This is a genomic window from Paenibacillus glycanilyticus NBRC 16618, assembly GCF_004000805.1.
Lineage (GTDB): Bacteria > Bacillota > Bacilli > Paenibacillales > Paenibacillaceae > Pristimantibacillus > Pristimantibacillus glycanilyticus.
Window position 1 is genome coordinate 161,329 of the sequence record NZ_BILY01000008.1, and the last position, 22,782, is coordinate 184,110.

Genomic DNA, 22,782 nt, shown 5'->3' on the forward strand with positions numbered 1-22,782 from the left:
CGTTACACATTTTTGAATGCCATTTTTGCCGGCTTGCTTTTAGGCTTGCTTGTTCCAAGCACGCTGCCGATACCCATCAGGAAGGTAGGAATGCCGGCGGCTACGAATACCAGGCACCATTCGCGGAAGTTGAGCGGCACCGTCTTGAAGATTGGCTGAAGCATCGGAATGTAGAGCACCCCGATCATCAGGACCAAGGACGATAGAACGGCAAGCACCAGGTAACGGTTCTGGAACAAGTTGCGGTGGAAGATGGAACGCGAGCTGCGGCAGTCAAAGACGTGAATGAGCTGAGCTAAGACCAACGTGGCAAAAGCGACCGTCTGCGCCTTTGTAAGCTGCTCTGCGGCTGTACCCGGAGCAAGCTTAAGCGTAATCCAGAAGGCGCCTAGCGTACATACCCCGATCAATACGCCGCGGCTGATGATTTTCCAGCCAAGCCGTCTCGCGAATACGCTTTCCTTGGCCGAGCGCGGCTTCTGCTGCATCAGATCCTTCTCCGCCTGGTCAACCCCAAGCGCCATCGCCGGCAGACCGTCCGTCACAAGGTTCACCCACAAGATCTGAATCGGCACGAGCGGAAGCGGAAGACCCGCCATCATCGCCAGGAACATCGTCAGAATCTCGCCGACGTTGGACGCCAGCAGGTAACGGATGAATTTGCGGATATTCTCATAGATGCTCCGGCCTTCTTCGATGGCCGACACGATCGTCGCAAAGTTGTCGTCGCTTAAGACAAGCGCGGAAGCTTCCTTCGAGACATCCGTGCCGGTAATGCCCATTGCGATGCCGATATCGGCTGCTTTAATTGCCGGTGCATCGTTAACGCCGTCGCCGGTCATGGCAACCACATGCCCTTTTCTCTGCAGGGATTTGACGATCCGGAGCTTATGCTCCGGCGATACGCGGGCGTAGACATAGATGTTGTCGACATGCTTGTCGAGCTGATCGTCCGTCATATTTTCCAGCTGGCTGCCGCTCAGCGCTACGCCGCCGCGCGGCATGATGCCAAGCTGGTGAGCGATCGCTTCCGCGGTCAACTGATGATCGCCTGTAATCATTACCGTCTTGATGCCAGCTCTGCGGCAGGTCGCGATCGCATCGCGCACCTCGCGGCGCGGCGGGTCGATCATGCCGGTCAGGCCGACAAATACAAGCTGGCATTCCACATCACTTTCCGTCTCCGTTGCTTCGCCGCTGCGGATATCCCGGTAAGCGAGGCCAAGCACGCGCAGCGCGTTTTGCGCCATTTCTTCCGCGGCATCCGCGCATTTTTTCTTGAGCGTGGCGGTAAACGGCACTACCTTGCCGTCCCATAACACGTAGCTGCAATGGTCCATCAGCATGTCGGAAGCGCCTTTCGTATACACAACCTTGCCACCCTGATGCGAGACGAGAACGCTCATCCGCTTCCGTTCGGAATCAAACGGAAATTCCTTTTCCCTCTTATATAAGCCTTCCAGCGATTTGGCGGACATCCCCAGCTTGGCAGCGAGAACGGTAAGGGCTCCTTCCGTCGGATCGCCCTTCAGCACCCATTCCTCTTGCGGCTCCTTGCTTTTCCTTTTCTTCGAATCCTGCTGCTCCGCCTGCGTAACGGTCGCGTTATTGCAAAGCGCCGAAATCTGCAGGAGACGCTTGAGGGCAATATCGTGCTTCGCGTCCACCATGGAGCCATCCTCGAAAGCAGCTCCAACCGGCTCATAACCTTCGCCCGTCACCTGAAGATGCCGTCCGCCCAGCCAAACGTTCGTAACGGTCATTTTATTTTGCGTAAGCGTGCCGGTCTTGTCGGAGCATATAACCGAAGCGCAGCCTAACGTTTCCACGGAAGGCAGCTTTCGGACAATCGCCTTCCGTTTGATCATCCGCTGTACGCCAAGGGCAAGCGCAATCGTAACGATGGCCGGGAGTCCTTCCGGAATAGCCGCTACCGCAAGGCTGACACCGGCCAGGAACATGCCGTAGGCAGGCTGTCCATGCAGAATGCCGGCAACAACGACCATAATCGTAAGCCCGATCGCAACGGCGATTAATATTTTGCCTAACTGCTCCAGTCTGTGCTGAAGCGGCGTTTCCATTGATTCGGTCTGTTGAATGAGTCCCGCGATTTTACCCATTTCCGTTTCCATGCCCGTCCGGACAACAACCCCTTTGGCTGTTCCGCGCGTAAGCATGGTCCCCATAAAGCCCAAATTCCGTTGGTCGCCCAGCGGCAGGTCCTCTTCATGAATAGCGGCGGCATACTTGCCGACCGGCACCGATTCGCCCGTCAGGGCAGATTCCTCGGCATAGCAGCTGTTCGCTTCAATCAGCCGGATATCGGCCGGAATGCGGTCGCCGCTTTCGAGCAGTATAACATCCCCGTTAACCAGCTCTTTGGCTGCAATCATCAACTGTTGTCCGCCCCGAATCACTTTTGCCGTAGGCGCGGACAATTCCTTGAGGGCACTCAGCGACTTTTCCGCACGGAATTCCTGAATGAAGCCGAGTACCGCGTTAATCGCGATAATGGCCACAATCGTCACGGCATCCAAATATTCGCCCAAGAGCCCCGATATGAGAGTAGCGCCCATTAGCACAAGCACCATGAAATCTTTGAATTGATTCAGGAAAAGCACGACCGGGGAAATACGCTCGCCCTCCGCCAGCTCGTTTCGCCCGTTCTTCGACAGCCTGTCTTCTGCTTCCGATGCAGACAGCCCTTGCGCAAGCGAGCTGCCCAGCTTATTCGCCAGTTCGCCCGCTTCCATTTGGTGCCATTTCAATTGTTCCATTGTACGACTCCCTCCCGTATATGCCGAGCGCTCTCGGACAGCCTCTCAAGCCTAAATGTATTCGGACAAACTGCAAAATATCCCACTTAAAGACTTAAGTTTTTGGTTTAACTATGGCATGATAGAGAAAGACATTGATAAAGGAGACTTAAACCCTCATGGCCTTAGACGGCATTGTTATTCACGCAATAGTTGAAGAGCTTCAGCGCTGCATAGGCGCCCGCATTCATAAAATTCACCAGCCGACGGACAATGATCTCGTATTCAGCATCCGCGGCGCAGGTGCGCAGGGCAAGCTGCTCTTGTCCGCCAATCCGACGTATCCGCGCGTTCACTGGACGAATGCTTCGTACGTCAACCCGCTGGAAGCACCGATGTTCTGCATGCTGATGCGCAAATATTGCGAAGGCGCAACCATTGAAGCAGTCAAACAAATCGGACGCGAACGGATTATCCATATCGACGTCCGGCACCGCGATGAGCTTGGCGATGTTTCGCTCAAGACAATCGTTATAGAAATAATGGGACGGCACAGCAACATTATTTTGCTGGATCCCGCAACCGGGACGATTCATGACGGCATCCATCACGTGACGCCTGCCATCAGTACATTCCGGATTGTTATGCCCGGCAGCAAATATACCGCCCCGCCCGATCAAGGAAAGACCGATCCCCTTGCGATTGCAAGCGAACAGGATTTTCTGGCCGCACTCGGGCAGCATGCGGATGACGGCAATGAAAGCCTGCCGCCCCAGCGGCAGCTTGTTCAGGCGTTTAGCGGACTAAGTCCTCTGCTCGCCAAAGAGATCGTATTCCGCGCGGAGAACGGAAGCAGCAGCCTATGGAACAGCTTCCAGGCGCTTATGAGCGATGTCCGGGCACATGTCTACGCGCCAACCATAGCCCTGGATGCCAATGGCAAATCCTACTTCTCCATAACTCCGCTGACCCATGTGCAGGGCTCTTCCGAGCTTTTTGCTACAATCAGCGAATGCCTCGAAGCCTTCTATGGCGATAAAGCGGAACGGGATACGGTCAAGCAGCGGGCTTTGGACCTCATCCGGTTCGTCCAGAACGAGAAGATCAAGAACGAGAAGAAGATAGAAAAGCTGAAGGAAACGGTCGAGGAAGCACAGGATGCCGATAAATACCGCGTGTTAGGCGAGCTGCTCACTGCCTACATGCATCAGATCAACCGCGGGGACACATCCGTTGAGCTCATCAACTTCTATGACGAAGAGCAGGCAACGGTCACGATTGAGCTGGATCCGCAGCTCACGCCGTCGGACAACGCGCAGCGGTATTTCCGCAAATATACGAAGCAGAAGAACAGCATTGCCGTCGTTGAAGAGCAAATGGCGATCGCCCAAGGCGAGATATCCTATATGGAAACGCTGCTGCAGCAATTGGATAATGCTTCGCTCGCCGATATCGAAGAGATCAGGGATGAGCTCGTCGAGCAAGGTTATCTTCGCAGCAGAGTGAAGCGCGGACCGAAACGGAAAAAGCCGGCGCGTCCGACCTTGATTTGCTACACTTCCTCCGAAGGCGTAAGCATCTATGTCGGCAAGAACAATACGCAGAACGAATACTTAACGAATCGGCTCGCTTCCCCTTCGGATGTATGGCTGCATACGAAGGATATTCCGGGGTCCCATGTGGTCATCCGCGGAGGCGACTTTGGGGATGCCACCCTGGAGGAAGCAGCTATGCTATCCGGGTATTACAGTAAAGCGAGGGAATCCAGCCTGATCCCCGTGGATTACACGTTTATCCGCCATGTCCGCAAGCCAAGCGGCTCGAAACCGGGTTTTGTCATCTATGACCATCAGAAGACCCTGTTTATTACTCCCGATGAGCAGCGGATCAAAGCCATGCCATCGCGCAGCGTGAATTAAGCAAAAAGCAGTCCGTCCTCCATCCGAGGCGGGCTGCTTTTTCGTTTTTTGCTCGATCTATCCTAAATTAGAAAACTTTAACGAGCCCTAAACCCTTCGCTAACCTTCTCTGGAATAATGGCCCAATCCGCTGAATCGGGAAACCTTAAATTACCTAATCATACTTAAATATATAAATACAGATGAAAGATGAATGTTTATTATTGTTTTTCTTTCTATTATTGCAATTATAATTAGACATATTAGCAATTTTTGTTTTAAAGGTGAAATAAGGGTTTATAAAAGAATATTTATTTTAGTTCTTTTCAATGGAATTGGTAACTTTTATTAGCTGACTACCCCCTTAAAGAGTCATTAGTATTAAAAGTGCCAAACAAAACTTGTGCTGGCAGACTACACGCTTTCTTGCACAAAAAAACCATTAGGAGGATACATACATGACTAAAAAAACGATTTTCAAAAAAGGGATTATCACTTTGGCAGGCGTTATCGCTTTAACCGGGGCCGTACAAGCCCCCGCGCTTGGAGTAACTACTCCTAAAGCGGCAGCAGCAACCTCTACCCAAAGCACGCAGCTTAGCAAACTGATTACGAAAGGCAAAACCCAGCTTGGCGTGAAATGGCGCAGCGGCGTGCAAAAACCCGGTTACGGTTTTGACTGCTCCAACTTTACTTCCTGGGTATACAGCAGCACGCTCGGAATCAAGTTTTCCAGCTCTTCTCGCTCGCAGCGCTATAGCAGCAGCATCGGCAAGCAAGTTATCGTTGACTCCAAAAATAAATACAAGAACCTGAAGGTCGGAGACCTGCTGTTCTTTAAAAACTCGGCTGACCGTGGCGACGGATCTTTAAACCGCTCTACAAGCGGCGGCGGCGGCCATGTCGGCATTTATGCAGGAGTGGTTAACGGCAAGCATTACATTCTTCAAGCCGGCGGCGGACGCGCCAAAGTCACTTACGAGCCAATGGAAGGCACATGGTTTGCGTCTTCGCTGGTCTATGCTAAGAGAATCGTTAACTAACTGCAAAAATATAAAAAACAGCGGTGAAGGGATCTCTCCCTTGCACCGCTATTTTTCTTGAAAAGCTATCTATTCTTGCGAAGCTGTTCCAGCACCGCGGCGTCAACGGTTCTGCTGCCGATCTCGCCATGGAACACCTCGCCTTGACGCTCCCCGTGGAAATCCGAGCCGCCGGTTATAATAAGCCCGTGTTTCCTCGCCAGCTCCGCGTAACGCCGTTCTTCCTCCGGCCCATGGTCGGAATGGTACACTTCGATTCCCTGAACGCCCTTCCCGATCAGCTGCTCGACCAGATCATCCCTGCCATACAAGCCAGGATGCGCGATTACGCTTGTCCCTCCCGCTTCGCGTATCCATTCGATTGCTTCAAACGGATGAATACGCGGAGGATTCACGTATGCCGCGCCGTCTTCCCCCAGATACCGGTCAAATGCCTCTGCCATCGTGGCAACCGCACCTTTTCGGATCAAAAGCTCCGCAATATGCGGACGGCCAATCGTTTTCCCTTTGCCTTTATCGCTTCCGGCCAACGCCTGCTCGGCAGCAATTTGCTCGACTTCTCTCATCGTAACCGGAATCCCGAGCTGGACTAACCTCTCTATAATCATCTCATTCCGCGTGCCGCGCGTTGCCCGAAGCCCGGCAAGCCGCTCCTGCCAGAGAGCATTATGCCAGTCCGGGTAATAAGCGAGCATATGAATATCGCGACCGTCGGCAACCGTGCTCAGTTCAACGCCGGGCACGACGGCAATCTCGAGCTTCCGCCCTTCCTCGAGCGCTTCCTCAACTCCTGCCATCGTATCGTGATCGGTGATCGCAACAGCCGCCAGCCCCGCCGCCTTCGCGCGGGCAACAACGGCCGCAGGGGCCATCGTTCCGTCAGAGGCGGTCGTGTGATTGTGCAAGTCCGCTTTTCCTACAACCATTGCTGCAAATCCTTCTCTCTTAAAAAAGTGAGGAACGTAACTGCCGATATCGGCAGAAGAGTCGACTTCAAATAAATCGAGTAGAACTGCCGTTTGAACCGGGTATCTTCAATCGGAACCACATGCAAAAGCCCAAGCGCCACCTCGTGCTTTACCGAAGATTCGGAGACAAAAGAGACGCCGAGACCGGCTTCTACCGCCGACTTCACTGCTCCCGTACTGCCCAGTTCCATCACAATCTTCAGATCGGCCGGATCGATTTTTTTCCGTTTAAGCTGGTCCTCCATGACTAACCGTGTACCGGAGCCTTGCTCACGCACCACAAACGGATAATCGGCCACTTCGTCAAGCAGAACCGTCTGCCGCTTAGACAGCGGATGATCTTTCGGAACAATCAGCTTGAGCTCGTCGCTCATGACGGCCTCCATCTGCATATCCGGGTGATTGACCGGGGCTTCGATCAATCCAAAGGTCAATTGATGATGGATAATCTCTTCAATGATTTGAGCGGTATTCATCACCTTCATGCTGATCGATATTTCCGGAAACGTCTGCCCGAACGGACCAAGCAGGCGCGGCAAAATGTATTCTCCAATCGTGAGGCTGGCGCCAAGCTGGAGCCGTCCCTTGAGCTGCTTGGTAAACGCCGACATCGCTTGATCCGTATCGCGGATCAGCTCGATGCTTCTCCGGGCGTAAGGCATCAGCGCTTTCCCCGCTTCCGTCAAGTCGATTCGCTTGGTAGACCGCTGCAGCAGCTTTGTCCCGAAATAGTCCTCCAGCGACTGCACCTGCATCGTCACGGCCGGCTGAGTCATATGCAGCGACTGGGCGGCAGCAGAGAAGCTGCCCCGTTCCGCTACCGTATAAAAAATGTGCAATTGATGAAAATTAAGCGCCATCTGTCCGACCATCCTCTCTTCTTAGCGGTTATTATACTACAAATGCGCGCAAAAAAGCGCAGCACCCTTCGATTGGATGCTGCGCCCGGCGTTTCTTCGATTATTTCCTTTTTCGGCTGTTTTTCACCAAGGTCATTCTTCTGGAGTGACGAAGCCATGAATAGTATGATTTCAAATCCCGCAATTCGATCGTCTCCGACATGCGTCCCAAAAAGGTGACTACAATCATCTTGTGAAGCGGGTTGCCAAGCAGATCAATGTCCGTTTCCGATGGGGCAAATTCAGCAACAAACACCAGATCGTCGTCAATCAGGTAAACATCCTCTTCATTCCGGTAATAAGGCTCAACTCGTCCTTGCTTCAGGCATTCCCATAAGAATTCGGCAATATCCTCGTAGCCCGTCTTCTCACTTTCAACCCGATCCACCCACCGGCTCCTGGCATGGTTAGTAATAACGATGTCCGCCACTTTCTTATCGCCCAATTCGATATAAAAAGTCTCATAAGTGCTCCATCTTCTAGTCGTTTTGTCCTTCATCGTTCACCACACCTCCGTCTTAGGAACCAGGTCTTTTTTACCACTTTTTATGTATAAGGATATTTTAACCATGATTGTCCGAGATTTCAACAATAAAATAAACTCAGCCCATAAATGTAATTATTTGTAAAACTTAATAAAAGAAAGAAGATCGCCGTACATTGGTCTCTCTGTGTACCAGCGATCTTCCCGCAATTTTATTTAATTATTATTAACATCCATGCTTGAATTTCATAAATGTTCATGGCTTATGAAATTCTAGTTCTACATGCTGTAGAATCTGGTCTTATCCTCGGCATCTTTTGTATATTCTGTCTTTAATTCGTTGCGGTAAGATCGTTCAACCTTGCGCACGAAAGGCAGACGGCTTATTGTCTTTACCGCTTCCTCCGCGCGTTCTGCGTTCATATAGATCACGACATAATGCATCTTGCGCGACATATAATGAACGGTTCCGTACTTTTCCAGCGTTCTGGCCGCTTTCAGATCGCTCACCCATATGATATAACCTGTCCGTTCCGGTAACAACATCCATTCCCTCCGTCGAGTAGAATCAAGCAAAGGCTTATCCGCAGCCGCCGCTTCCGCAGCTGCAGGATCCGCCGCCACCGCAGCCGCCCGTTTTCCCTTCATTGCTCGGTACCTTAATTGTATCCGATACCGATTCGGCGATCATGCGGGATACGTCATACAGCATCGTATCTACGAGCTGCTCAGCCGTCTTGAACCGTTTCACCGCTTCAATCTGATCCAGCTCCCGCTCGATTTCCTTCACTTTATCCTTGGCTGCATGATAATCCGGATGAAATCTGCCGAACCGCTCGCATTCCGAGAACAGCTCTTTCGCTTTGGCGAATTGCTTGGTCAGCACTTTCACCTGCTCATCCTTCTGTACAGCTTCTTTCCAATATAGATAATCGGCTACCTCGGCCGATTGGTTAATAAAGTCACCCAGCTCGTAAGCGCACATCAACAGCGACGCCATATCCAGCGAAGAAACGCCGCTTGCACCATCGTAGGGCAGAACTGTGGTTGTTGGCATTTGTTCACCCTCTTTTCTTTTACACTTGCTTGAAATCTATCATATCATAATCATTCAATGAATAGATACAATTTTACACAAATCCACTCACTCCCGGCGCAACCAGCTTCATCCCTTCCCACATTTCCGGAGACAAGCATACTTCGCGGTGCGTCTCGGCTTCTCGCAGCAAGCCGGTGACGGTCCAGTTGCTTCCGCTTCTCTCCAGTCTGGCTGGCACAAAAGCCACAACGCTTTCGTTCATCCTTAGTTGGACCGGAGCCTGCCAGCTCAAAGCCCTCTCCAGAATTTCTAGGCGCGTGGAATGATGATATGATCTCAACTGCTGCATCCAGTTTATAGGTACCCTTTCAAGCTCGGGAAGAAACCGTTCTATTCTGAAATCCTCATGATTCATAAGCTCGCATCCCGCAAATGCACGACCGGAAGAACGGAGCGCGAACCCGCTTTCTTCCGGTCGGGGTTCAAGCGGCAATTCGGGATACGCGTCTGACGGCTGCTTAACAACCGCTGCCGTTTGTTTTCCCCAATCCGCCAAGCTGGTTTCGAGCAATGGCGGGATAGGGACTCCGCCTGATGCCGATTGCAATAAGTTTATAACCGAAGCTAAACTCCGTCCGTGAGTCATTGCCCGTTCTATTGAGCTTCGAGTTAATTGCCATACGGACAGCAGTTCGTCGCTCTTCCTGTCCGCCACAAGCTCCAGCTCCCACCGGACCCTGTAAGAACAGCCTGGAGGAACAAGCAAATCACCGTTAGGTTCTATCATAATGGGCTCATACCTTGCCTGCGGACGCTGCCCGTAATCGAGGGAGGACGGCATCATCGTCCACCGGAGCATTCTCTGGTCTCCGGCACGTGCGAATTCCATCCATCCGAGTCCGCGCAGCAGATTCAAACAGGCACTTCGGCTCTCTTCCCACTCCATGCCTTTCATATCAAGCAGCGGGAGCTGGGCTGCAATAGCCGCTTCCGAATACCAGGCCCCCGGTTCAAGCCGGGTCAACAACGCCATGACATGCCACATCGCAGGCTTTTTCTTCAGAAGCTCATCCAGGCACCAGTGAAATAATAAAGCCTCCCGCTTAAGCTCCTCCTCCGAGAACCAGGCAGCTAGCGTGTCTTCCTGCCACTTTAGCTGCTTTCCTTCAGCTTCCAACAGGCCTAATTGCCCGGTAAGCTTCAGCACAAAATTTACGGCAGGATTATAAGGATCCGTATCCTCCTGCTGCCAGCCGGCCTGAAGAAGATCCTCATCCGTAATGGAAACGGCCAGCGTAAGTCTCGCGGTTGTTTTCTTCGGCAGAATTCCCTTTGACGTCAAACCTAAACCGCTTCGGGCCAGCTCCGCCCAAACCGCCAGAAGCTGTCTCCCAAGCGGTTTAAGGGCTATTTCCTCCTGCCGCTGCTCCCAGATTTCGCTTGATCTATTCGCTGCGGGCAGTGGAGCAAGCGGAAACAAATAGGGATGCCACTGCATAAAACAATCGCTTGGCATCGCATACAGCCGCTCCCCCCAGCCTTGACGGAGCGCGAAAATAATTCCCGCATTTTGCAGCTGGATCATTCCGTAACGGAACTCGGCACCCGAGAACCGCTCCCGCAACGAAAAAAGCCGCTCCTCCGAAACGGGACCGGCTCCAAAGCAATTATAAAATGCCCGAAGGACGGCGGTGGTTGCTTCGTCCATCCGGTCCACCGCTTCTTCGATGGAAAGCCGGTCGATTACGGCTTCCTCCCAATGCAACCCGCGCTCCGATGCACCAGTCCATAAGGGAGACATCATATATTGCTGCTTCACGGGGCTTGTCAGTTTCTCCGACCACTGTTGTACAAACATGAAGAATAACCTCCCTACTGGTGTTTTTCAAGCTCGTATTGGTAGCCTTGCTCAAGCAGGAACATCTGGCGCCTTGCGGCGTATTCCGTTTCGCTGGTGTCATCGGTCACAATGGTATAGAACCAGGCTTCATTGCGGCCTTTCTTCGGACGCAAAATGCGGCCGATCCGCTGCGCTTCCTCCTGCCTTGAGCCGTAGCTCCCGGAAATTTGAATGGCAACGGCCGCATCGGGAAGGTCAACCGCAAAATTCGCCACCTTGGATACCGCAAGAACGGGTACATCTCCCGACTTAAACTGTTCGTATAGCCTGTGGCGTTCATTTTGCGGCAATTCTCCCGTAATGACCGGCACCTCTAACGAATCCGCAATAGAATGAAGCTGATCGAGATACTGCCCGATGATGAGAGTTGGCGTCCCCTCGTGACGCTCCAGGAGCTGGCGGACAACCGGTACCTTGCCGGGATTCTCCGCTGCGAGACGCAGCCGCGAGCGCTTCTCGGCCGAATGGTACAGCTCGGATATGCCTTGATCCATCGGCACGCGGATTTCCGTGCATTTAACCGAGGCGATATGACCCTCCGCTTCGACCGTTTTCCATTGCAGCTCGAACTGCTTTGGCCCAATCAGAGAAAATACATCCTCTTCGCAACCGTCTTCCCGGACCAACGTTGCCGTCAATCCAAGCCTTCTTGTCGCCTGGATATCGGCCGTCATGCGGAATACCGGTGCAGGCAATAAATGCACCTCGTCGTATATAATGAGCCCCCAGTCGCGTTCGGAGAACAGCTTCATGTGACGGAACGGATCTTTTTTCGACTTCCGGTGAGTCAGAATTTGATACGTTGCAATCGTTACGGGGCGGACCTCCTTAGAGGAGCCCGTATATTCTCCGACCTCCGCCGGCTGAAGGGTTGTCTTGTCCAGCAGTTCTTCCTTCCATTGCTGTACGCTGGTTGCGTTGGAGGTTAGAATAAGCGTAGCGCTGTTCAGCCTTGCCAATGCCGCGATTCCAACAATGGTTTTACCCGCTCCGCACGGCAGAACGATAACGCCGCTTCCCCCTTGAATCGTCCCTTCTTTATAAAAAAGATCAACCGCCTGCCTCTGATAGTCCCTAAGCTCGAAGAATCTGCCGCTCAGCGTTAACGGTCTAAGCGATACGGATAAAGCTTCACCCGTATGGTAGCCGGCCAAATCGATTACGGGGAACCCAAGCCGGATTAATTCCTGTTTAAGCTGGCCCCTGTACTCCGGATTTACTTCCCAGGAACCGCCGGTCCCGCGTTCCATCAAGCATTCCAGAATGATCGGATGCCCCGCGATCTCATCCAGCAAAGAATCGTCCCCGTATAACACGAGACAGTTCCCGCTTAATTCCAGCCGAAGCTTGCCGTACCGCTCCATTAGTGTGCGGATATTCGTCTCCAATACTCCGGGCAGGCCGTATCTGGCATATTTTCTTAGCGATTCGATAACCGTTGCCGCGTCCATGCCGGCAGAAGCCGCATTCCATAAGGATAAAGAGGACATTTTATACGTATGCCAATTTCCCGGACGCTTCACGAGCTCAGCGAACAAGATCAGCATCCTGCGCGCTTCCTCCGATAAAGGATGCTCGCAATCGAGCAGCACCGTCATATCCGATTGGATAATTAACGGTCCGTCCTGACGTTCCAACATAAGATCTCTCCCCTTGTACATAGAGGTAAGCATTCACCTCACAGTATGCAAAATTATCCAGAGTTTTATACGAAAAACGGGATTCTTCAAAGGCGTTCGCCCCGAAAGAATCCCGTTATTTCATCTAATGCACATGCTCCGATATTTCGTTAAGCGCCGCGCCTGCCTCGTGAATGAAGGCATCCCGGACAGCCAGATCGCCAATCGCGACAACTCCGACCAATTGACCGTTTTCTACAACAGGAAGACGGCGTATTTTATGCTTGGCCATTAGATCTGCCGCTTCCTCCATGGTTGTGTCCGGCGCGATGGTCAGCAAATCGGTTGTCATTACTTTCTCGACGGCTGTGGAGCCGGAATGCTTATCCGCATAGCCGCGTACGACAAGATCCCGGTCCGTTACGGCGCCAATCAGCTTCGATCCATCTACAATAGGTATAAATCCGATATCATGCTTCTTCATTAAGACGGCTAGCTCATATACATTATCCAGTAAAGTTGCCGTAATGCACGGCGAAGACATAACCTCTTTGATCATTTTACGCAAGGCGGACAAACCTCCTGTTCGGAATATCTTCCTTTAGGGTATCCAGCCAAAAGCGTTGTCATTCCGCCGCAAAATCTTCCGCCATTTGAATAAGCAGCTGGGCGGAATGTACCATGGCACGCTCATCGATATCAAAACGCGGATGGTGATGGGCGTATACGACTCCCGTCTCCTCGTTCCCCGCCCCGACAAACATAAAACATCCCGGTACCTTCTCCAGATAATACGAGAAATCCTCCGCGACCATCATCGCTTCCGAACGAAGGGTATTCTCGGCGCCAAACAGTTCGCCTGACACCCGGAAGAAACGTCCCGCTTCCTCCTCGTCGTTGACGACGGGCGGATACCCGATACGCATATGGTAGTCGTATTTCGCTCCGTACATGCTGCAGGTATGGTTAATCAATTGCTCAAGCCTTTCATGCGTAAGCTTTCGGGATTCCTCGTCGAATGTGCGGACCGTCCCTTTCATCGCGCAGCGCTCCGCAATGACATTATTGGTTGTTCCGGCCTGGAAGGAGCCGATTGTAACGACCGCAGGCTTCAAAGGATCAACGTTGCGGCCAACTATGGATTGAACCGCCTGCACGAGAGCCGAACCGATTACGATGGTATCGATCGTCTTGTGAGGCATGCCGCCATGTCCGCCAAGGCCTACAATCTCTAAAGTGAACTCGTCTGCCGCCGCCATAAAAGGACCCGGCTTGGTTGCGGTCTGTCCATACGGAATCGGCGACCACAAGTGCACCCCATAAATGGCGTCTACGCCGTCCAAGGCCCCGTCTTCAATCATGCGGATCGCGCCGCCCGGTGTCTGCTCCTCGGCAGGCTGGAAAATCAACCGGCGCTCGCCGGCCAGCTCCGCCTTATGCTGCTGGTAGTAATTCGCTACGGCAAGCAATGCCGACGTATGCCCATCATGTCCGCAGGCATGCATCACGCCGGAAACCTTGGACCGGTATTCGCATTCCTTCTCATCCTGAATCGGAAGCGCGTCAATATCTGCGCGCAGCGCGATAACCGGACCGGGCAGCTCCCCTTTTATCGAAACCAGCAGGCCGTGCCCGCCAACGCCTTCGCGCACCTCGCAGCCAAAGGCCTTTAATTGCTCTGCAATCCACCGGGATGTATGTACCTCTTGAAAAGACAGCTCCGGATTCTGATGGAGATGTCTGCGCCACCGGACCATTTCCGGATAAAGACGCTGCAGCTGCTCTTTTATATAGCTACTAGTCTTCATTGGACACACCTCCTAAACGTTTGTTGAATGTAAACGCATAGCCGTTCACACGCGTTATGAAGCAAAACTTATTTCCATCTATTCTAACAGAACGGCGCGATGCGGCAAAGAGAAAGCATGACTATAGCGGAGAGTAAGTCTTGCGCTGACTGGGGAAACATACTATCATGGGAAAAGATGTACAAATAAAGTTTTGCGCATTATGCAAAACGGGCTTTGCCAGCATAAACCTTACATTCCACAAGCAACTATAGGAGGAAATAACGATGATTATTGAAAACTCGGGTCTTAACGGCCTTCAAAGCGATCTGGCTCATCTGGACGAGTCTGCCGAGCAGCTTGGCTTTGTACGTTGGCAGTGGGAATACTATCGCGCTACATACGATCTGAAGCTTGAAGATCAAGCGACAAATTCGGAATACTTCCTGCGCGTCAACACTCGCGCCATTGAAGGCAAGCTCGAAAATCCTAATGCCGTGCTTGCAATTGAACATGTATATATCGGAAAAGCTACATTCCCTCATGGTCTTGAATACGAATCTCCGGTTCCGCAGCCGATCATGACGATTGCGAATCAACGCCTCGAAAAGCTGAAGCAGCTGCTTGCCTAATCTATGAAGAAGACACAGCAGAATGGCAGTCGTGGCAGACCGGACTTTCTGCTCCTTATTTTAACGCTGCTGCTGGTTGGATTCGGCCTTGTCATGGTGTTCAGCGCAAGCTCGAACATTGCACTTACAAATCCGAAATTCCACAATGATGCGTTATATTTTACTAAGCGGCAGCTCATTTGGGCGGTTCTAGGCATCTTTGCCATGCTTTTCCTGATGAATCTCCCTTACCAGATTTTTAAAAAGGGATTTATCTTCCTATTCATTCCGGTCATAGTCATGCTGATGATTGTACCAACCATTGGCTCGCTGAACGGTGCGAGCAGCTGGTTCCGAATCGGAACCATGGGAATCCAGCCGACGGAAATAGCCAAGCTTGCCATGATCCTCTATATAGGGGCTCTGATTACCAAGAAAGGCGAAAAGTTCCGGGACTTTAAAAAAGGCCTGCTTCCGGTACTAATCATTGTAGGATTTATTTGCTTCCTTATTATGATGCAGCCGGATTTGGGTTCCTGTCTCGTTCTTGCTTCGTGTGCGGGGATAATGATCATTGCAGGCGGCGCCAATCTCAAGCAGGTTGCCGTTTCAGGCGGCGTAATCGGTATCTTCGCCATCCTTTTAGCGGCAATCGGCATGGCTACCAATCCAGATGGTTGGGCTTACCGGGTTGCCCGGTTTACGGCCTATTCCGATCCGCTGGCGGATCAGCAGGGCTCTGGGTTCCAACTGGTATCCTCCTTGCAGGCGCTTGGACACGGCGGCTTTACAGGTGCGGGATTCGGGGAAAGCGTGCAGAAGCTGCATTACTTGGACTACCCTTATAATGACTTTATCTTTTCCGTCATTGCCGAGGAGCTGGGATTTATCGGTGCAAGCCTGTTCCTCTTGTTTTATTTGCTCTTTCTCTGGCGGGCGCTTATCGTTGCTCTTCGCTGCCCCGATCACTACGGAACCATAGTAGGAGTAGGAATCGTTGGTTTGTTCGGCATTCAGGCCTTCGTTAATGTCGGCGGCGTAACCGGCGCGATCCCGCTGACCGGGGTGACACTGCCCTTCGTCAGCTACGGGGGATCCTCCCTGCTGGTCTGTCTGATGTGTATCGGAGTGCTTCTCAGCATCTCTCGGGAGGCCAACAAGCAGGACAAGCCGGAGCGAGCGAAACGTCATCATCACTAAACTAAAAAAAGGCTGAACCCGTTTAATTAACGGTTCAGCCTTTTTTATGTAAGTTCCGCATACTATTTCAAGCGTTGCTGCGGTTCTTCCGACGTTTCTTCTTCTTTGAAGGCTACGCCTTCTACTTTTACATTAACTTCAACCACATTAAGACCGGTCATATTCTCAACCGATTCTCTTACATTCAGCTGCAGCTGTCTGCAGACTTCCTGAATCGGTATGCCGTAATGAACGATAACGCGAAGATCGATTGCCGCTTCCAGCTGACCTACTTCGACGGATACACCTTTTTGCACGTTTTTACCGCTAAGGCGCTTCGCCAGTCCTTCGGAGATCCCGCCCGACATTCCGGCAATGCCAGGAGTCTCAAGCGCAGCGAGTCCTGCAATCGTTGCCACTACATCGTCTGAAATACGGATAATGCCTGTTTGAAGGTCCTCGTTCATGTTATTCCACTCCTCAATTTGCCATATACCATCATTGTAATGGATGGCTCAATTTGAAGCAAGGAAGGAAGTAGATCTATATTAGGCCCTATAGCATATTTTTTTGGAAAAGTTTACATGGTTGCCTTTTTTCGTTATGATTAATAATGTTTTTTAGACTTACATAATTGAAGAGGTGGATTTGGTGAGACAGAAACTGTTTTTCGGCGGATTAATTGTCATGTTCCTCCTGAGCGCAATCGGGCATTTCGCCCATTGGGACATGACGCTTCAATTTATCATTTCCGCTATCGCCGTCGTGTTTGTGGCGGGCTTTCTCGGCAAAGCGACGGAAAGTGTTGCGCATTACGCCGGACAAAGGCTTGGCGGGTTTCTAAATGCCACGTTTGGTAACGCGGCAGAGCTGATCATTGCGATCTTCCTCGTTAAAGAAGGCTTGTTCGATACCGTGAAAGCGAGTATTACCGGTTCCATCATCGGCAACCTGCTGCTCGTCCTTGGACTTAGTCTCCTTGCCGGCGGCATTAAATTCAAACAGCAATTTTTCAATAATCAATTGGCCGAGCATAACGCAACGCTGATGATTATGGCTGTTATCGGTTTGTTTGTACCGGCTGTCTTTGTTGGCGCGGAGCATTTCACGCTTAATAAGGACCATTTCCTCAGCATCACGGTTGCCTGCATTCTGATCGTTTCTTACCTGCTGTGGCTTGTGTTCTCGATGATTACCCATAAAGACGTTCTCGCGGATAACGTGATGAATGCCGATCATGGCGAGGAGCCGATGTGGTCGAAAGGCGTATCCGTTATTATGCTGGTTGTAGCGACGGTTATGGTCGCTTTCGTCAGCGAATGGCTCGTGCATACACTCGACAGCTTTACCGAGAAATTTGGCCTGTCCCAGCTGTTTGTCGGTGCGTTCGTTATCGCAATCATCGGTAATGCAGCCGAACATAGCGCAGCGGTTATGCTGGCACTTAAGAACAAAATCGGCGCAGCAGTCGAAATCGCCATCGGCAGCAGCTTGCAGATCGCGTTGTTTGTAGCCCCGGTGCTGATTCTGGTTAGTGCGTTTATGGGCAATACAATGGATATTATCTTCACGCCAATCGAATTAACCGCCATCGGTGTTTCCGTCTTTATAGCGAAGTCCGTTTCCCGAGACGGTACGACCAACTGGTATGAAGGGTTCCTGCTGCTTATGGTTTATGTCATATTGGGCGTTGCCTTCTATCTAGTTTAAGAAAACAAAAAAAGAGTAGGCTCCAAATGGAGTCTACTCTTTATTATTTAACGCTTCATACAACTGGGCCAAGTTGCGCTCCAATCGGCTTAACATTTCTTTTCCACTCTGCTCGGCTATCAATCCCGCGCGCACAGCAAAGTCAATCTCCCGCGAGAATCCATACATTTGCGTGTCCAAAACTTCCTCGTACAGCGGACATTGACGGGTTGTCAAGTTCTCCATCTGAACTTCGATAAGTTTTTCTATTTTACTCGCATCTTCCGTTAGGAGACGAAGCGCTTTCTCATGCAATTGAACCGTGACTTCCGGTGAAGACATCGTTTTCCCCCCTGTGCGTGTACCCGCCGTCGTCTATATCTTTTATATTAGACGAAAAAGAGCCAATACACAAGGACAAAACAAAAAAGCGCTTCTTCTTTTCAGAAGAAGAAACGCTTTGTTTGCGACCATTCCGGTCTATTCGCTAATTACCGTTACATTCAAGTTATGTTTTGCGAAAATTTCTGCCATTTTTGCTTTCGCTTCTTCCGCATCAGGACCATGAACATGAAGTTCGTAAGCGTGGCCGCCTACCAACGTCGTAAACAGTCCAAGAATGCTCTTAACATCGATATATTTGTTGTCGGCTTGCAGAACGATTGAAGAGCGGAATTGGCTAGCCGCTTGAGAAATTTCTACGATAGCTGCATTGTTGGACATGGGGAATCCCTCCAGTTAATTAGTAAAGCTTTCCTTGACATCATGATAACCCGAAATATAACATCCATCAAGAGAAAAGTTCAAAAACGCTTCATTTTCATTTATTTCAAATTTTCGGAATTTAGTCCTTCCAGCTCCGGCAGTACGAAAACGCCGTCTTTTCGGATTAATACATCATCGAAATAAATTTCTCCACCGCCGTATTCCGGACGTTGAATCAATACTAAATCCCAATGAATGGAAGAACGGTTGCCATTATCGGTCTCCTCATACGCTTGACCCGGCGTAAAGTGAAGGCTTCCCGCAATCTTTTCGTCAAACAAAATATCGTTCATCGGATGCAAAATATACGGATTAAAGCCGATTGCGAATTCGCCGATGTAACGCGCGCCTTCGTCGCTGTCCAGAATCTCGTTCAACTTCTTCGTATCATTGCTGGTTGCGTTAACAATCTTGCCATTCTCGAACGTAAACGAGATATTCTGGAACGTTGTTCCGGAATAGACGCTTGGCGAATTGTACGTAATTACGCCGTTAACTGAATCCCGGACAGGCGCGGAGAATACTTCGCCGTCAGGAATATTCCGCTGGCCGGAGCATTTTTTCGCACCGATATCTTTGATGGAGAACGTTAAGTCCGTACCTGGCGAAACGATCCGTACTTTGTCCGTACGGGACATCAAGGCCTGAAGAGGATCCTGCGCGCGGTCCATTTTCGCGTAATCCAGGTTGCAAACATCAAAATAGAAATCCTCAAACGCTTCCGTGCTCATGTTAGCCAGCTGCGCCATCGATGGAGTCGGGTAACGGAGAACAACCCACTTCGTCCGCTTAACGCGCTCCTCCATATGTACGGGATGTGTGTATAATTGCTCGTATAGACGCATTTTTTCCTTTGGCACATCAGACAATTCGTTAACGTTCGAGCCCGACCGCACGCCGATATAGCCTTGCATTTGCTCCATGCGCTCAAGGTCATGCTTCGCCCAAAGCTCGATTTGCTCCTTGGTTGCATGCGTCAGCATCGTCCGCAGGACAGAGCGGTCACTCAGCTCCACAAACGGTCTTCCGCCACGCTTTGTTACTTCTTCGATAAGGCATTTGCCCAGCTCCAGCTCAAGGCCAATCAAATCGATCAGTACGTTGTCGCCGGGCTGTACATCAATCGAGTAACCGGCAAGGTTGGCCGCCAGCTTCTGTAATCTTGCATCACGCATCTTTATTCAAACCTCCATTACTTATGAGCACTGTTTTGTGAAAAACAGCCTTCGAACATATTAGCATGTTGCTTGCTTATTGAACAGTTCCTGTTCCGTTAAAGGGACTAAAGGTAACGCTGGTATCGCGTTTTTCCTGTTTGTCTTGTCCGGAGAGCGAATAATGAAGAACGGAATGCTCCTCCAGCTTAGTCGGTACAAGACTATTTCTGTCGATCAACACCGTATATTGTGCTTTTACCTGCAGGGATTTCAGCATTTTGTCCATCTGCTTTCGGGATTCGTTAAATTCTTTCAGCCAGGCTTGTTTATACGGCCCTTCTTCCAGCGGTTCCTTGGCAGCCAGCGCGTTCATCTCATCCTGAAGCTGCTCTTTCCAGAGCTTGTTGGCATCCTGATCGTTCAGCTCGATATGCAAGGCAACTTGGTTGGCTGTTGTGGCCGCGTCGACAAAGTCTACTTTCTTATGCGCGTTTTTCACTTTGTTCAGAACCTCAATCGGGCTCCACTCCAGATCCTCGCCGTCATCGCCTTGAGCATGCAGCTTGGTATGCTCTTCGACATGTCCTTGAAAGGTCCGGGGCGCGTAAGCCCATCCTTCCGCCGAGTAGATGGTTGTCTGGCCGGAGAACGCATACTGATCCTTGCCCGCAAGGCCGGCAATCGACATGTTAAGCCATTCCTCGGGCGGACGGCTGGAGGTTGAGCATCCGGTCAAGGCTAGTACAAGCGCTGCAAGCAGCGTGCTAATAAACGTATGTTTTAGGAGCTTCAATTAACACAACACCTTTCATTCAATCGTTCCATATAACCTTATCGTCCCCTGAACGGACAGCGCCTTATTCGGATCGTTTCCAAAAAGAAAAGGACACCTCTGGAGGTGTCCTTCGTAACAATTAGTTGGCTTGTCCGATATAAATCCGGTTTCTGCCGTTGTTTTTTGCTTCATAAAGCGCCATATCCGCTCTGTAGAATAGGGATTCCACGCTGATTTTCTCGTTCTCAAACGTCCATTCGGAGACACCGCAGGATACCGTCACAACCGGCTGAGTTTCTGCTTCCACATGGGTTCGGATCCGTTCCGCAATTCTGTAAGCCTGTTCCGAACGGATACCCGGCAAATAAACCGCCAATTCCTCCCCGCCCCATCTTGCGGCAATGTCGCCCTGCCGGATCGAGCTGCGGATGATGCTGCTGACCTGTACCAGAATCTGATCGCCAACCTGATGTCCGAACGTATCGTTGATTTGCTTGAAATGGTCGATATCGACGAGGATCAATGCACCGAGCGGATCTTTCCTCTGACGGCTTTGAATCTGCTCATTGAGATAATGGCGGGCGTGCAGGCCCGTCAAATTATCCGTAATCACCATTCTCCGGACTTCGGCATGAAGCGATGCATTCGTAATGGCCAGCCCTATATGAGTCGACATGACCTGCAGAAGCTTGTAATTGTCATAGGAAAAGAAATTCGCGCTTTTATGGGCAACCATTATAACGCCGACAACTTCCGAATCGACAAGAATCGGCGTAGCAATAAGCGAGCGTGCTCCCGTATTGTCCATAAGCTTGGAATTGACGACTCTCGTGTGCCAATAATCCGAAATGATAAGCGGCTCTTTCGTCCGATGCACGATGCCGCAGAACCCGTATTCGGGCGAGAAATGCTCGCTAGACATGGCAGGGATATTGCTCGCCATAACGACAAACTGATTTTTCTCTTTGTTAAGCTGAAGAACGCAGCAATAATCGGCGTCAAAGACGCTTAGAAGCTCTGATGAAGCAAATTTGAAAATTTCCTTCAGCTTCAGCGATTGGTTCAGCCTCTTCGTAAGCTCGTTAATCAATCTTAATTCATTAATAAGAAGGTTCGACTGCTCGTATAGCTTCGCGTTCTCAAACGCTGTGCCGGCCGTATCGGCCAGCAAAACAAAAGCCGGCAGGTCCGCATCATCCCAGCTGCTCGCGTTAACCGTCAAGCATAAAACGCCGTAAGCAGCCTGCTTGCCCGTCATAGGTACCGCAAGACGTTTAGTCCCATCCCGGTCCTGCTCGGTCACAAGCTTGCCTTCCAGAAACGACTTGGCTACCAGGTCATGCGCCGCATTTTTAAATACAAGGGGTTTGACTCGGGAATCCCCGTTGACATGATCCTGCGATAAATACAATTGCGCAATCGAATTCGGATATAACTGCTCCAAACTGCTTAGCATTTCGGACAATACCGAAGTGACGTCGAATTGGTCATACAGCCTTTTGGCCGCCAAAAACAAGGCATCGCGCCTGCTCGCTTCCTTGTCCGTCCGCTTTTGCTGCAATAGCAGATCTTTGATGTAGAGCTGCTCAAACCTTCGGTAAAAGCATGTCCGGAAATGAAGCGCGCTAAGCTGCGCGATGGACTTGGCCTGAGCTCCGTCAAGAAAATCTGTTACATAAACCAAGACGCAAAAAGGACGACGATCCGATCGAGTGAGTACGGGAACGGCCACGGCCTCCAACTTCCGCTCATCTTCTGTCGCAGATTCTGATGATGTCATGGAATCGGCAGCAGCCTGCCGCGCGGCGGCAATTGCCTCCGCCTGACGATATATCTCCATGGTTCCCGCGGAACCAATCACATTGCTGTTCAAATCTAACAATACGAACTGCCCGCCTACCGGCATCGCTTGCTCATCGGAATCCTTGCGCCAGCAAGCAAAGCTCTCCTGCAGCAACGGCAGCAAGTACGGTTCATCCGCAGCTTGAATATCTTCATTCTCAAACCATATTGTTCGCATATCCTCTTCAATCCGATGAGCTGCCGCGGCAGTTTCATCTAACGCCTGTGGATTATTATATAAATCCGCCATCGGCAACACCCAGCCCTTCCCTCTATATAAAGGAGACGAGTCTATCAAGCTATTATTTCAATTTATAATATACTTTATTTTTGAGAATTTTGCACTACTCAAAATTCCAACTTTTAGGTCT

The 22,782-nt window shown here is 50.9% G+C and carries 21 protein-coding genes; 5 read left to right on the plus strand and 16 right to left on the minus strand.

Annotation, left to right across the window (positions count from 1 at the left end; translation table 11 throughout):
* Window positions 1–2: 2 nt before the first annotated feature.
* On the minus strand, window positions 3–2,777 hold the full coding sequence (locus PGL01S_RS08520) for a calcium-translocating P-type ATPase, SERCA-type (RefSeq protein ID WP_127493452.1): 2,775 nt from the start codon (window positions 2,775–2,777) through the stop codon (window positions 3–5).
* A gap of 158 nt (window positions 2,778–2,935) precedes the next feature.
* On the opposite strand from PGL01S_RS08520, the gene PGL01S_RS08525 reads away from it, so the two are divergent.
* Together PGL01S_RS08525 and PGL01S_RS08530 are read left to right on the plus strand one after the other, a co-directional pair.
* Window positions 2,936–4,675 (plus strand): Rqc2 family fibronectin-binding protein, encoded by a 1,740-nt coding sequence (locus PGL01S_RS08525; protein ID WP_127493454.1) that lies wholly within the window; start codon window positions 2,936–2,938, stop codon window positions 4,673–4,675.
* Window positions 4,676–5,112: 437 nt separating this feature from the next.
* Window positions 5,113–5,697 (plus strand): C40 family peptidase, encoded by a 585-nt coding sequence (locus PGL01S_RS08530; RefSeq protein ID WP_127493457.1) that lies wholly within the window; start codon window positions 5,113–5,115, stop codon window positions 5,695–5,697.
* Between the two features lie 65 nt (window positions 5,698–5,762).
* On the opposite strand, the gene PGL01S_RS08535 is transcribed toward PGL01S_RS08530, so the two are convergent.
* From PGL01S_RS08535 to PGL01S_RS08575, 9 genes are all read right to left on the minus strand, one after another.
* Window positions 5,763–6,623: a PHP domain-containing protein gene (locus PGL01S_RS08535; RefSeq protein ID WP_127493459.1), complete on the minus strand. Its 861-nt coding sequence runs from the start codon at window positions 6,621–6,623 to the stop codon at window positions 5,763–5,765.
* The gene (locus PGL01S_RS08540; protein ID WP_127493461.1) at window positions 6,614–7,525 is read right to left on the minus strand and encodes a selenium metabolism-associated LysR family transcriptional regulator; all 912 of its coding nucleotides are present in this window, start codon (window positions 7,523–7,525) and stop codon (window positions 6,614–6,616) included. The genes PGL01S_RS08535 and PGL01S_RS08540 overlap by 10 nt, the downstream gene beginning before the upstream one ends.
* Window positions 7,526–7,625: 100 nt before the next feature.
* Window positions 7,626–8,063, minus strand: coding sequence for a hypothetical protein (locus PGL01S_RS08545; RefSeq protein WP_127493463.1), 438 nt, complete (start codon window positions 8,061–8,063; stop codon window positions 7,626–7,628).
* 264 nt (window positions 8,064–8,327) lie between these two features.
* Window positions 8,328–8,591: a YlbG family protein gene (locus tag PGL01S_RS08550; RefSeq protein ID WP_041614405.1), complete on the minus strand. Its 264-nt coding sequence runs from the start codon at window positions 8,589–8,591 to the stop codon at window positions 8,328–8,330.
* A 37-nt stretch (window positions 8,592–8,628) separates the two neighbouring features.
* Window positions 8,629–9,105 (minus strand): YlbF/YmcA family competence regulator, encoded by a 477-nt coding sequence (locus PGL01S_RS08555; protein WP_127493466.1) that lies wholly within the window; start codon window positions 9,103–9,105, stop codon window positions 8,629–8,631.
* Between the two features lie 73 nt (window positions 9,106–9,178).
* The gene (locus PGL01S_RS08560) at window positions 9,179–10,945 is read right to left on the minus strand and encodes a helicase-associated domain-containing protein (RefSeq protein WP_127493468.1); all 1,767 of its coding nucleotides are present in this window, start codon (window positions 10,943–10,945) and stop codon (window positions 9,179–9,181) included.
* Window positions 10,946–10,959: 14 nt separating this feature from the next.
* Complete coding sequence (locus PGL01S_RS08565) at window positions 10,960–12,627, minus strand: DNA repair helicase XPB (protein WP_127493470.1); 1,668 nt, start codon at window positions 12,625–12,627, stop codon at window positions 10,960–10,962.
* Between the two features lie 124 nt (window positions 12,628–12,751).
* Window positions 12,752–13,174 (minus strand): CBS domain-containing protein, encoded by a 423-nt coding sequence (locus tag PGL01S_RS08570; RefSeq protein WP_174806537.1) that lies wholly within the window; start codon window positions 13,172–13,174, stop codon window positions 12,752–12,754.
* A gap of 58 nt (window positions 13,175–13,232) precedes the next feature.
* On the minus strand, window positions 13,233–14,414 hold the full coding sequence (locus PGL01S_RS08575) for a M20 metallopeptidase family protein (RefSeq protein WP_127493472.1): 1,182 nt from the start codon (window positions 14,412–14,414) through the stop codon (window positions 13,233–13,235).
* A 266-nt stretch (window positions 14,415–14,680) separates the two neighbouring features.
* On the opposite strand from PGL01S_RS08575, the gene PGL01S_RS08580 reads away from it, so the two are divergent.
* The gene (locus PGL01S_RS08580) at window positions 14,681–15,025 is read left to right on the plus strand and encodes a YugN family protein (RefSeq protein WP_127493474.1); all 345 of its coding nucleotides are present in this window, start codon (window positions 14,681–14,683) and stop codon (window positions 15,023–15,025) included.
* A gap of 3 nt (window positions 15,026–15,028) precedes the next feature.
* On the plus strand, window positions 15,029–16,204 hold the full coding sequence (gene ftsW / locus PGL01S_RS08585; protein WP_127493476.1) for a putative lipid II flippase FtsW: 1,176 nt from the start codon (window positions 15,029–15,031) through the stop codon (window positions 16,202–16,204).
* Between the two features lie 62 nt (window positions 16,205–16,266).
* Here ftsW and PGL01S_RS08590 read toward each other — a convergent pair whose 3' ends face one another.
* Entirely contained in the window at window positions 16,267–16,650 is a 384-nt protein-coding gene (locus PGL01S_RS08590) for an Asp23/Gls24 family envelope stress response protein (RefSeq protein ID WP_015845353.1), read from the minus strand.
* A 184-nt stretch (window positions 16,651–16,834) separates the two neighbouring features.
* Here PGL01S_RS08590 and cax point away from each other — a divergent pair, with 184 nt between their 5' ends.
* The gene (gene cax, locus PGL01S_RS08595) at window positions 16,835–17,893 is read left to right on the plus strand and encodes a calcium/proton exchanger (RefSeq protein WP_127493478.1); all 1,059 of its coding nucleotides are present in this window, start codon (window positions 16,835–16,837) and stop codon (window positions 17,891–17,893) included.
* 33 nt (window positions 17,894–17,926) lie between these two features.
* Here the strand turns inward: cax and PGL01S_RS08600 are convergent, their stop codons facing one another.
* The 5 genes from PGL01S_RS08600 to PGL01S_RS08620 all read right to left on the minus strand — a co-directional run bounded on the left by PGL01S_RS08600 (window position 17,927) and on the right by PGL01S_RS08620 (window position 22,589).
* Complete coding sequence (locus PGL01S_RS08600) at window positions 17,927–18,214, minus strand: Fpa/YlaN family protein (RefSeq protein WP_127493480.1); 288 nt, start codon at window positions 18,212–18,214, stop codon at window positions 17,927–17,929.
* A gap of 138 nt (window positions 18,215–18,352) precedes the next feature.
* Window positions 18,353–18,595: an HPr family phosphocarrier protein gene (locus PGL01S_RS08605; protein WP_127493482.1), complete on the minus strand. Its 243-nt coding sequence runs from the start codon at window positions 18,593–18,595 to the stop codon at window positions 18,353–18,355.
* Window positions 18,596–18,696: 101 nt separating this feature from the next.
* Window positions 18,697–19,812: an aminopeptidase gene (locus PGL01S_RS08610; protein ID WP_127493484.1), complete on the minus strand. Its 1,116-nt coding sequence runs from the start codon at window positions 19,810–19,812 to the stop codon at window positions 18,697–18,699.
* Between the two features lie 76 nt (window positions 19,813–19,888).
* Window positions 19,889–20,587 (minus strand): hypothetical protein, encoded by a 699-nt coding sequence (locus PGL01S_RS08615; protein ID WP_127493486.1) that lies wholly within the window; start codon window positions 20,585–20,587, stop codon window positions 19,889–19,891.
* A gap of 121 nt (window positions 20,588–20,708) precedes the next feature.
* A complete protein-coding gene (locus tag PGL01S_RS08620) occupies window positions 20,709–22,589 on the minus strand; it encodes a diguanylate cyclase (protein ID WP_244935545.1) in 1,881 nt (626 codons plus the stop codon).
* Window positions 22,590–22,782: the final 193 nt, after the last annotated feature.

Excerpts from the sequence above, each read along its gene's own strand:
- PGL01S_RS08540 (WP_127493461.1), bottom strand. The coding sequence starts at position 7,525 with ATGGCGCTTAATTTTCATCAATTGCACATTTTTTATACGGTAGCGGAA.
- PGL01S_RS08590 (WP_015845353.1), bottom strand. The coding sequence starts at position 16,650 with ATGAACGAGGACCTTCAAACAGGCATTATCCGTATTTCAGACGATGTA.
- PGL01S_RS08520 (WP_127493452.1), bottom strand. The coding sequence starts at position 2,777 with ATGGAACAATTGAAATGGCACCAAATGGAAGCGGGCGAACTGGCGAAT.
- PGL01S_RS08600 (WP_127493480.1), bottom strand. The coding sequence starts at position 18,214 with ATGTCTTCACCGGAAGTCACGGTTCAATTGCATGAGAAAGCGCTTCGT.
- PGL01S_RS08545 (WP_127493463.1), bottom strand. The coding sequence starts at position 8,063 with ATGAAGGACAAAACGACTAGAAGATGGAGCACTTATGAGACTTTTTAT.
- PGL01S_RS08530 (WP_127493457.1), top strand. The coding sequence starts at position 5,113 with ATGACTAAAAAAACGATTTTCAAAAAAGGGATTATCACTTTGGCAGGC.
- PGL01S_RS08620 (WP_244935545.1), bottom strand. The coding sequence starts at position 22,589 with ATGCGAACAATATGGTTTGAGAATGAAGATATTCAAGCTGCGGATGAA.
- PGL01S_RS08525 (WP_127493454.1), top strand. The coding sequence starts at position 2,936 with ATGGCCTTAGACGGCATTGTTATTCACGCAATAGTTGAAGAGCTTCAG.
- ftsW (WP_127493476.1), top strand. The coding sequence starts at position 15,029 with ATGAAGAAGACACAGCAGAATGGCAGTCGTGGCAGACCGGACTTTCTG.
- PGL01S_RS08555 (WP_127493466.1), bottom strand. The coding sequence starts at position 9,105 with ATGCCAACAACCACAGTTCTGCCCTACGATGGTGCAAGCGGCGTTTCT.
- PGL01S_RS08560 (WP_127493468.1), bottom strand. The coding sequence starts at position 10,945 with ATGTTTGTACAACAGTGGTCGGAGAAACTGACAAGCCCCGTGAAGCAG.
- PGL01S_RS08605 (WP_127493482.1), bottom strand. The coding sequence starts at position 18,595 with ATGTCCAACAATGCAGCTATCGTAGAAATTTCTCAAGCGGCTAGCCAA.
- PGL01S_RS08575 (WP_127493472.1), bottom strand. The coding sequence starts at position 14,414 with ATGAAGACTAGTAGCTATATAAAAGAGCAGCTGCAGCGTCTTTATCCG.
- PGL01S_RS08580 (WP_127493474.1), top strand. The coding sequence starts at position 14,681 with ATGATTATTGAAAACTCGGGTCTTAACGGCCTTCAAAGCGATCTGGCT.
- PGL01S_RS08610 (WP_127493484.1), bottom strand. The coding sequence starts at position 19,812 with ATGCGTGATGCAAGATTACAGAAGCTGGCGGCCAACCTTGCCGGTTAC.
- PGL01S_RS08535 (WP_127493459.1), bottom strand. The coding sequence starts at position 6,623 with ATGGTTGTAGGAAAAGCGGACTTGCACAATCACACGACCGCCTCTGAC.
- PGL01S_RS08565 (WP_127493470.1), bottom strand. The coding sequence starts at position 12,627 with ATGTTGGAACGTCAGGACGGACCGTTAATTATCCAATCGGATATGACG.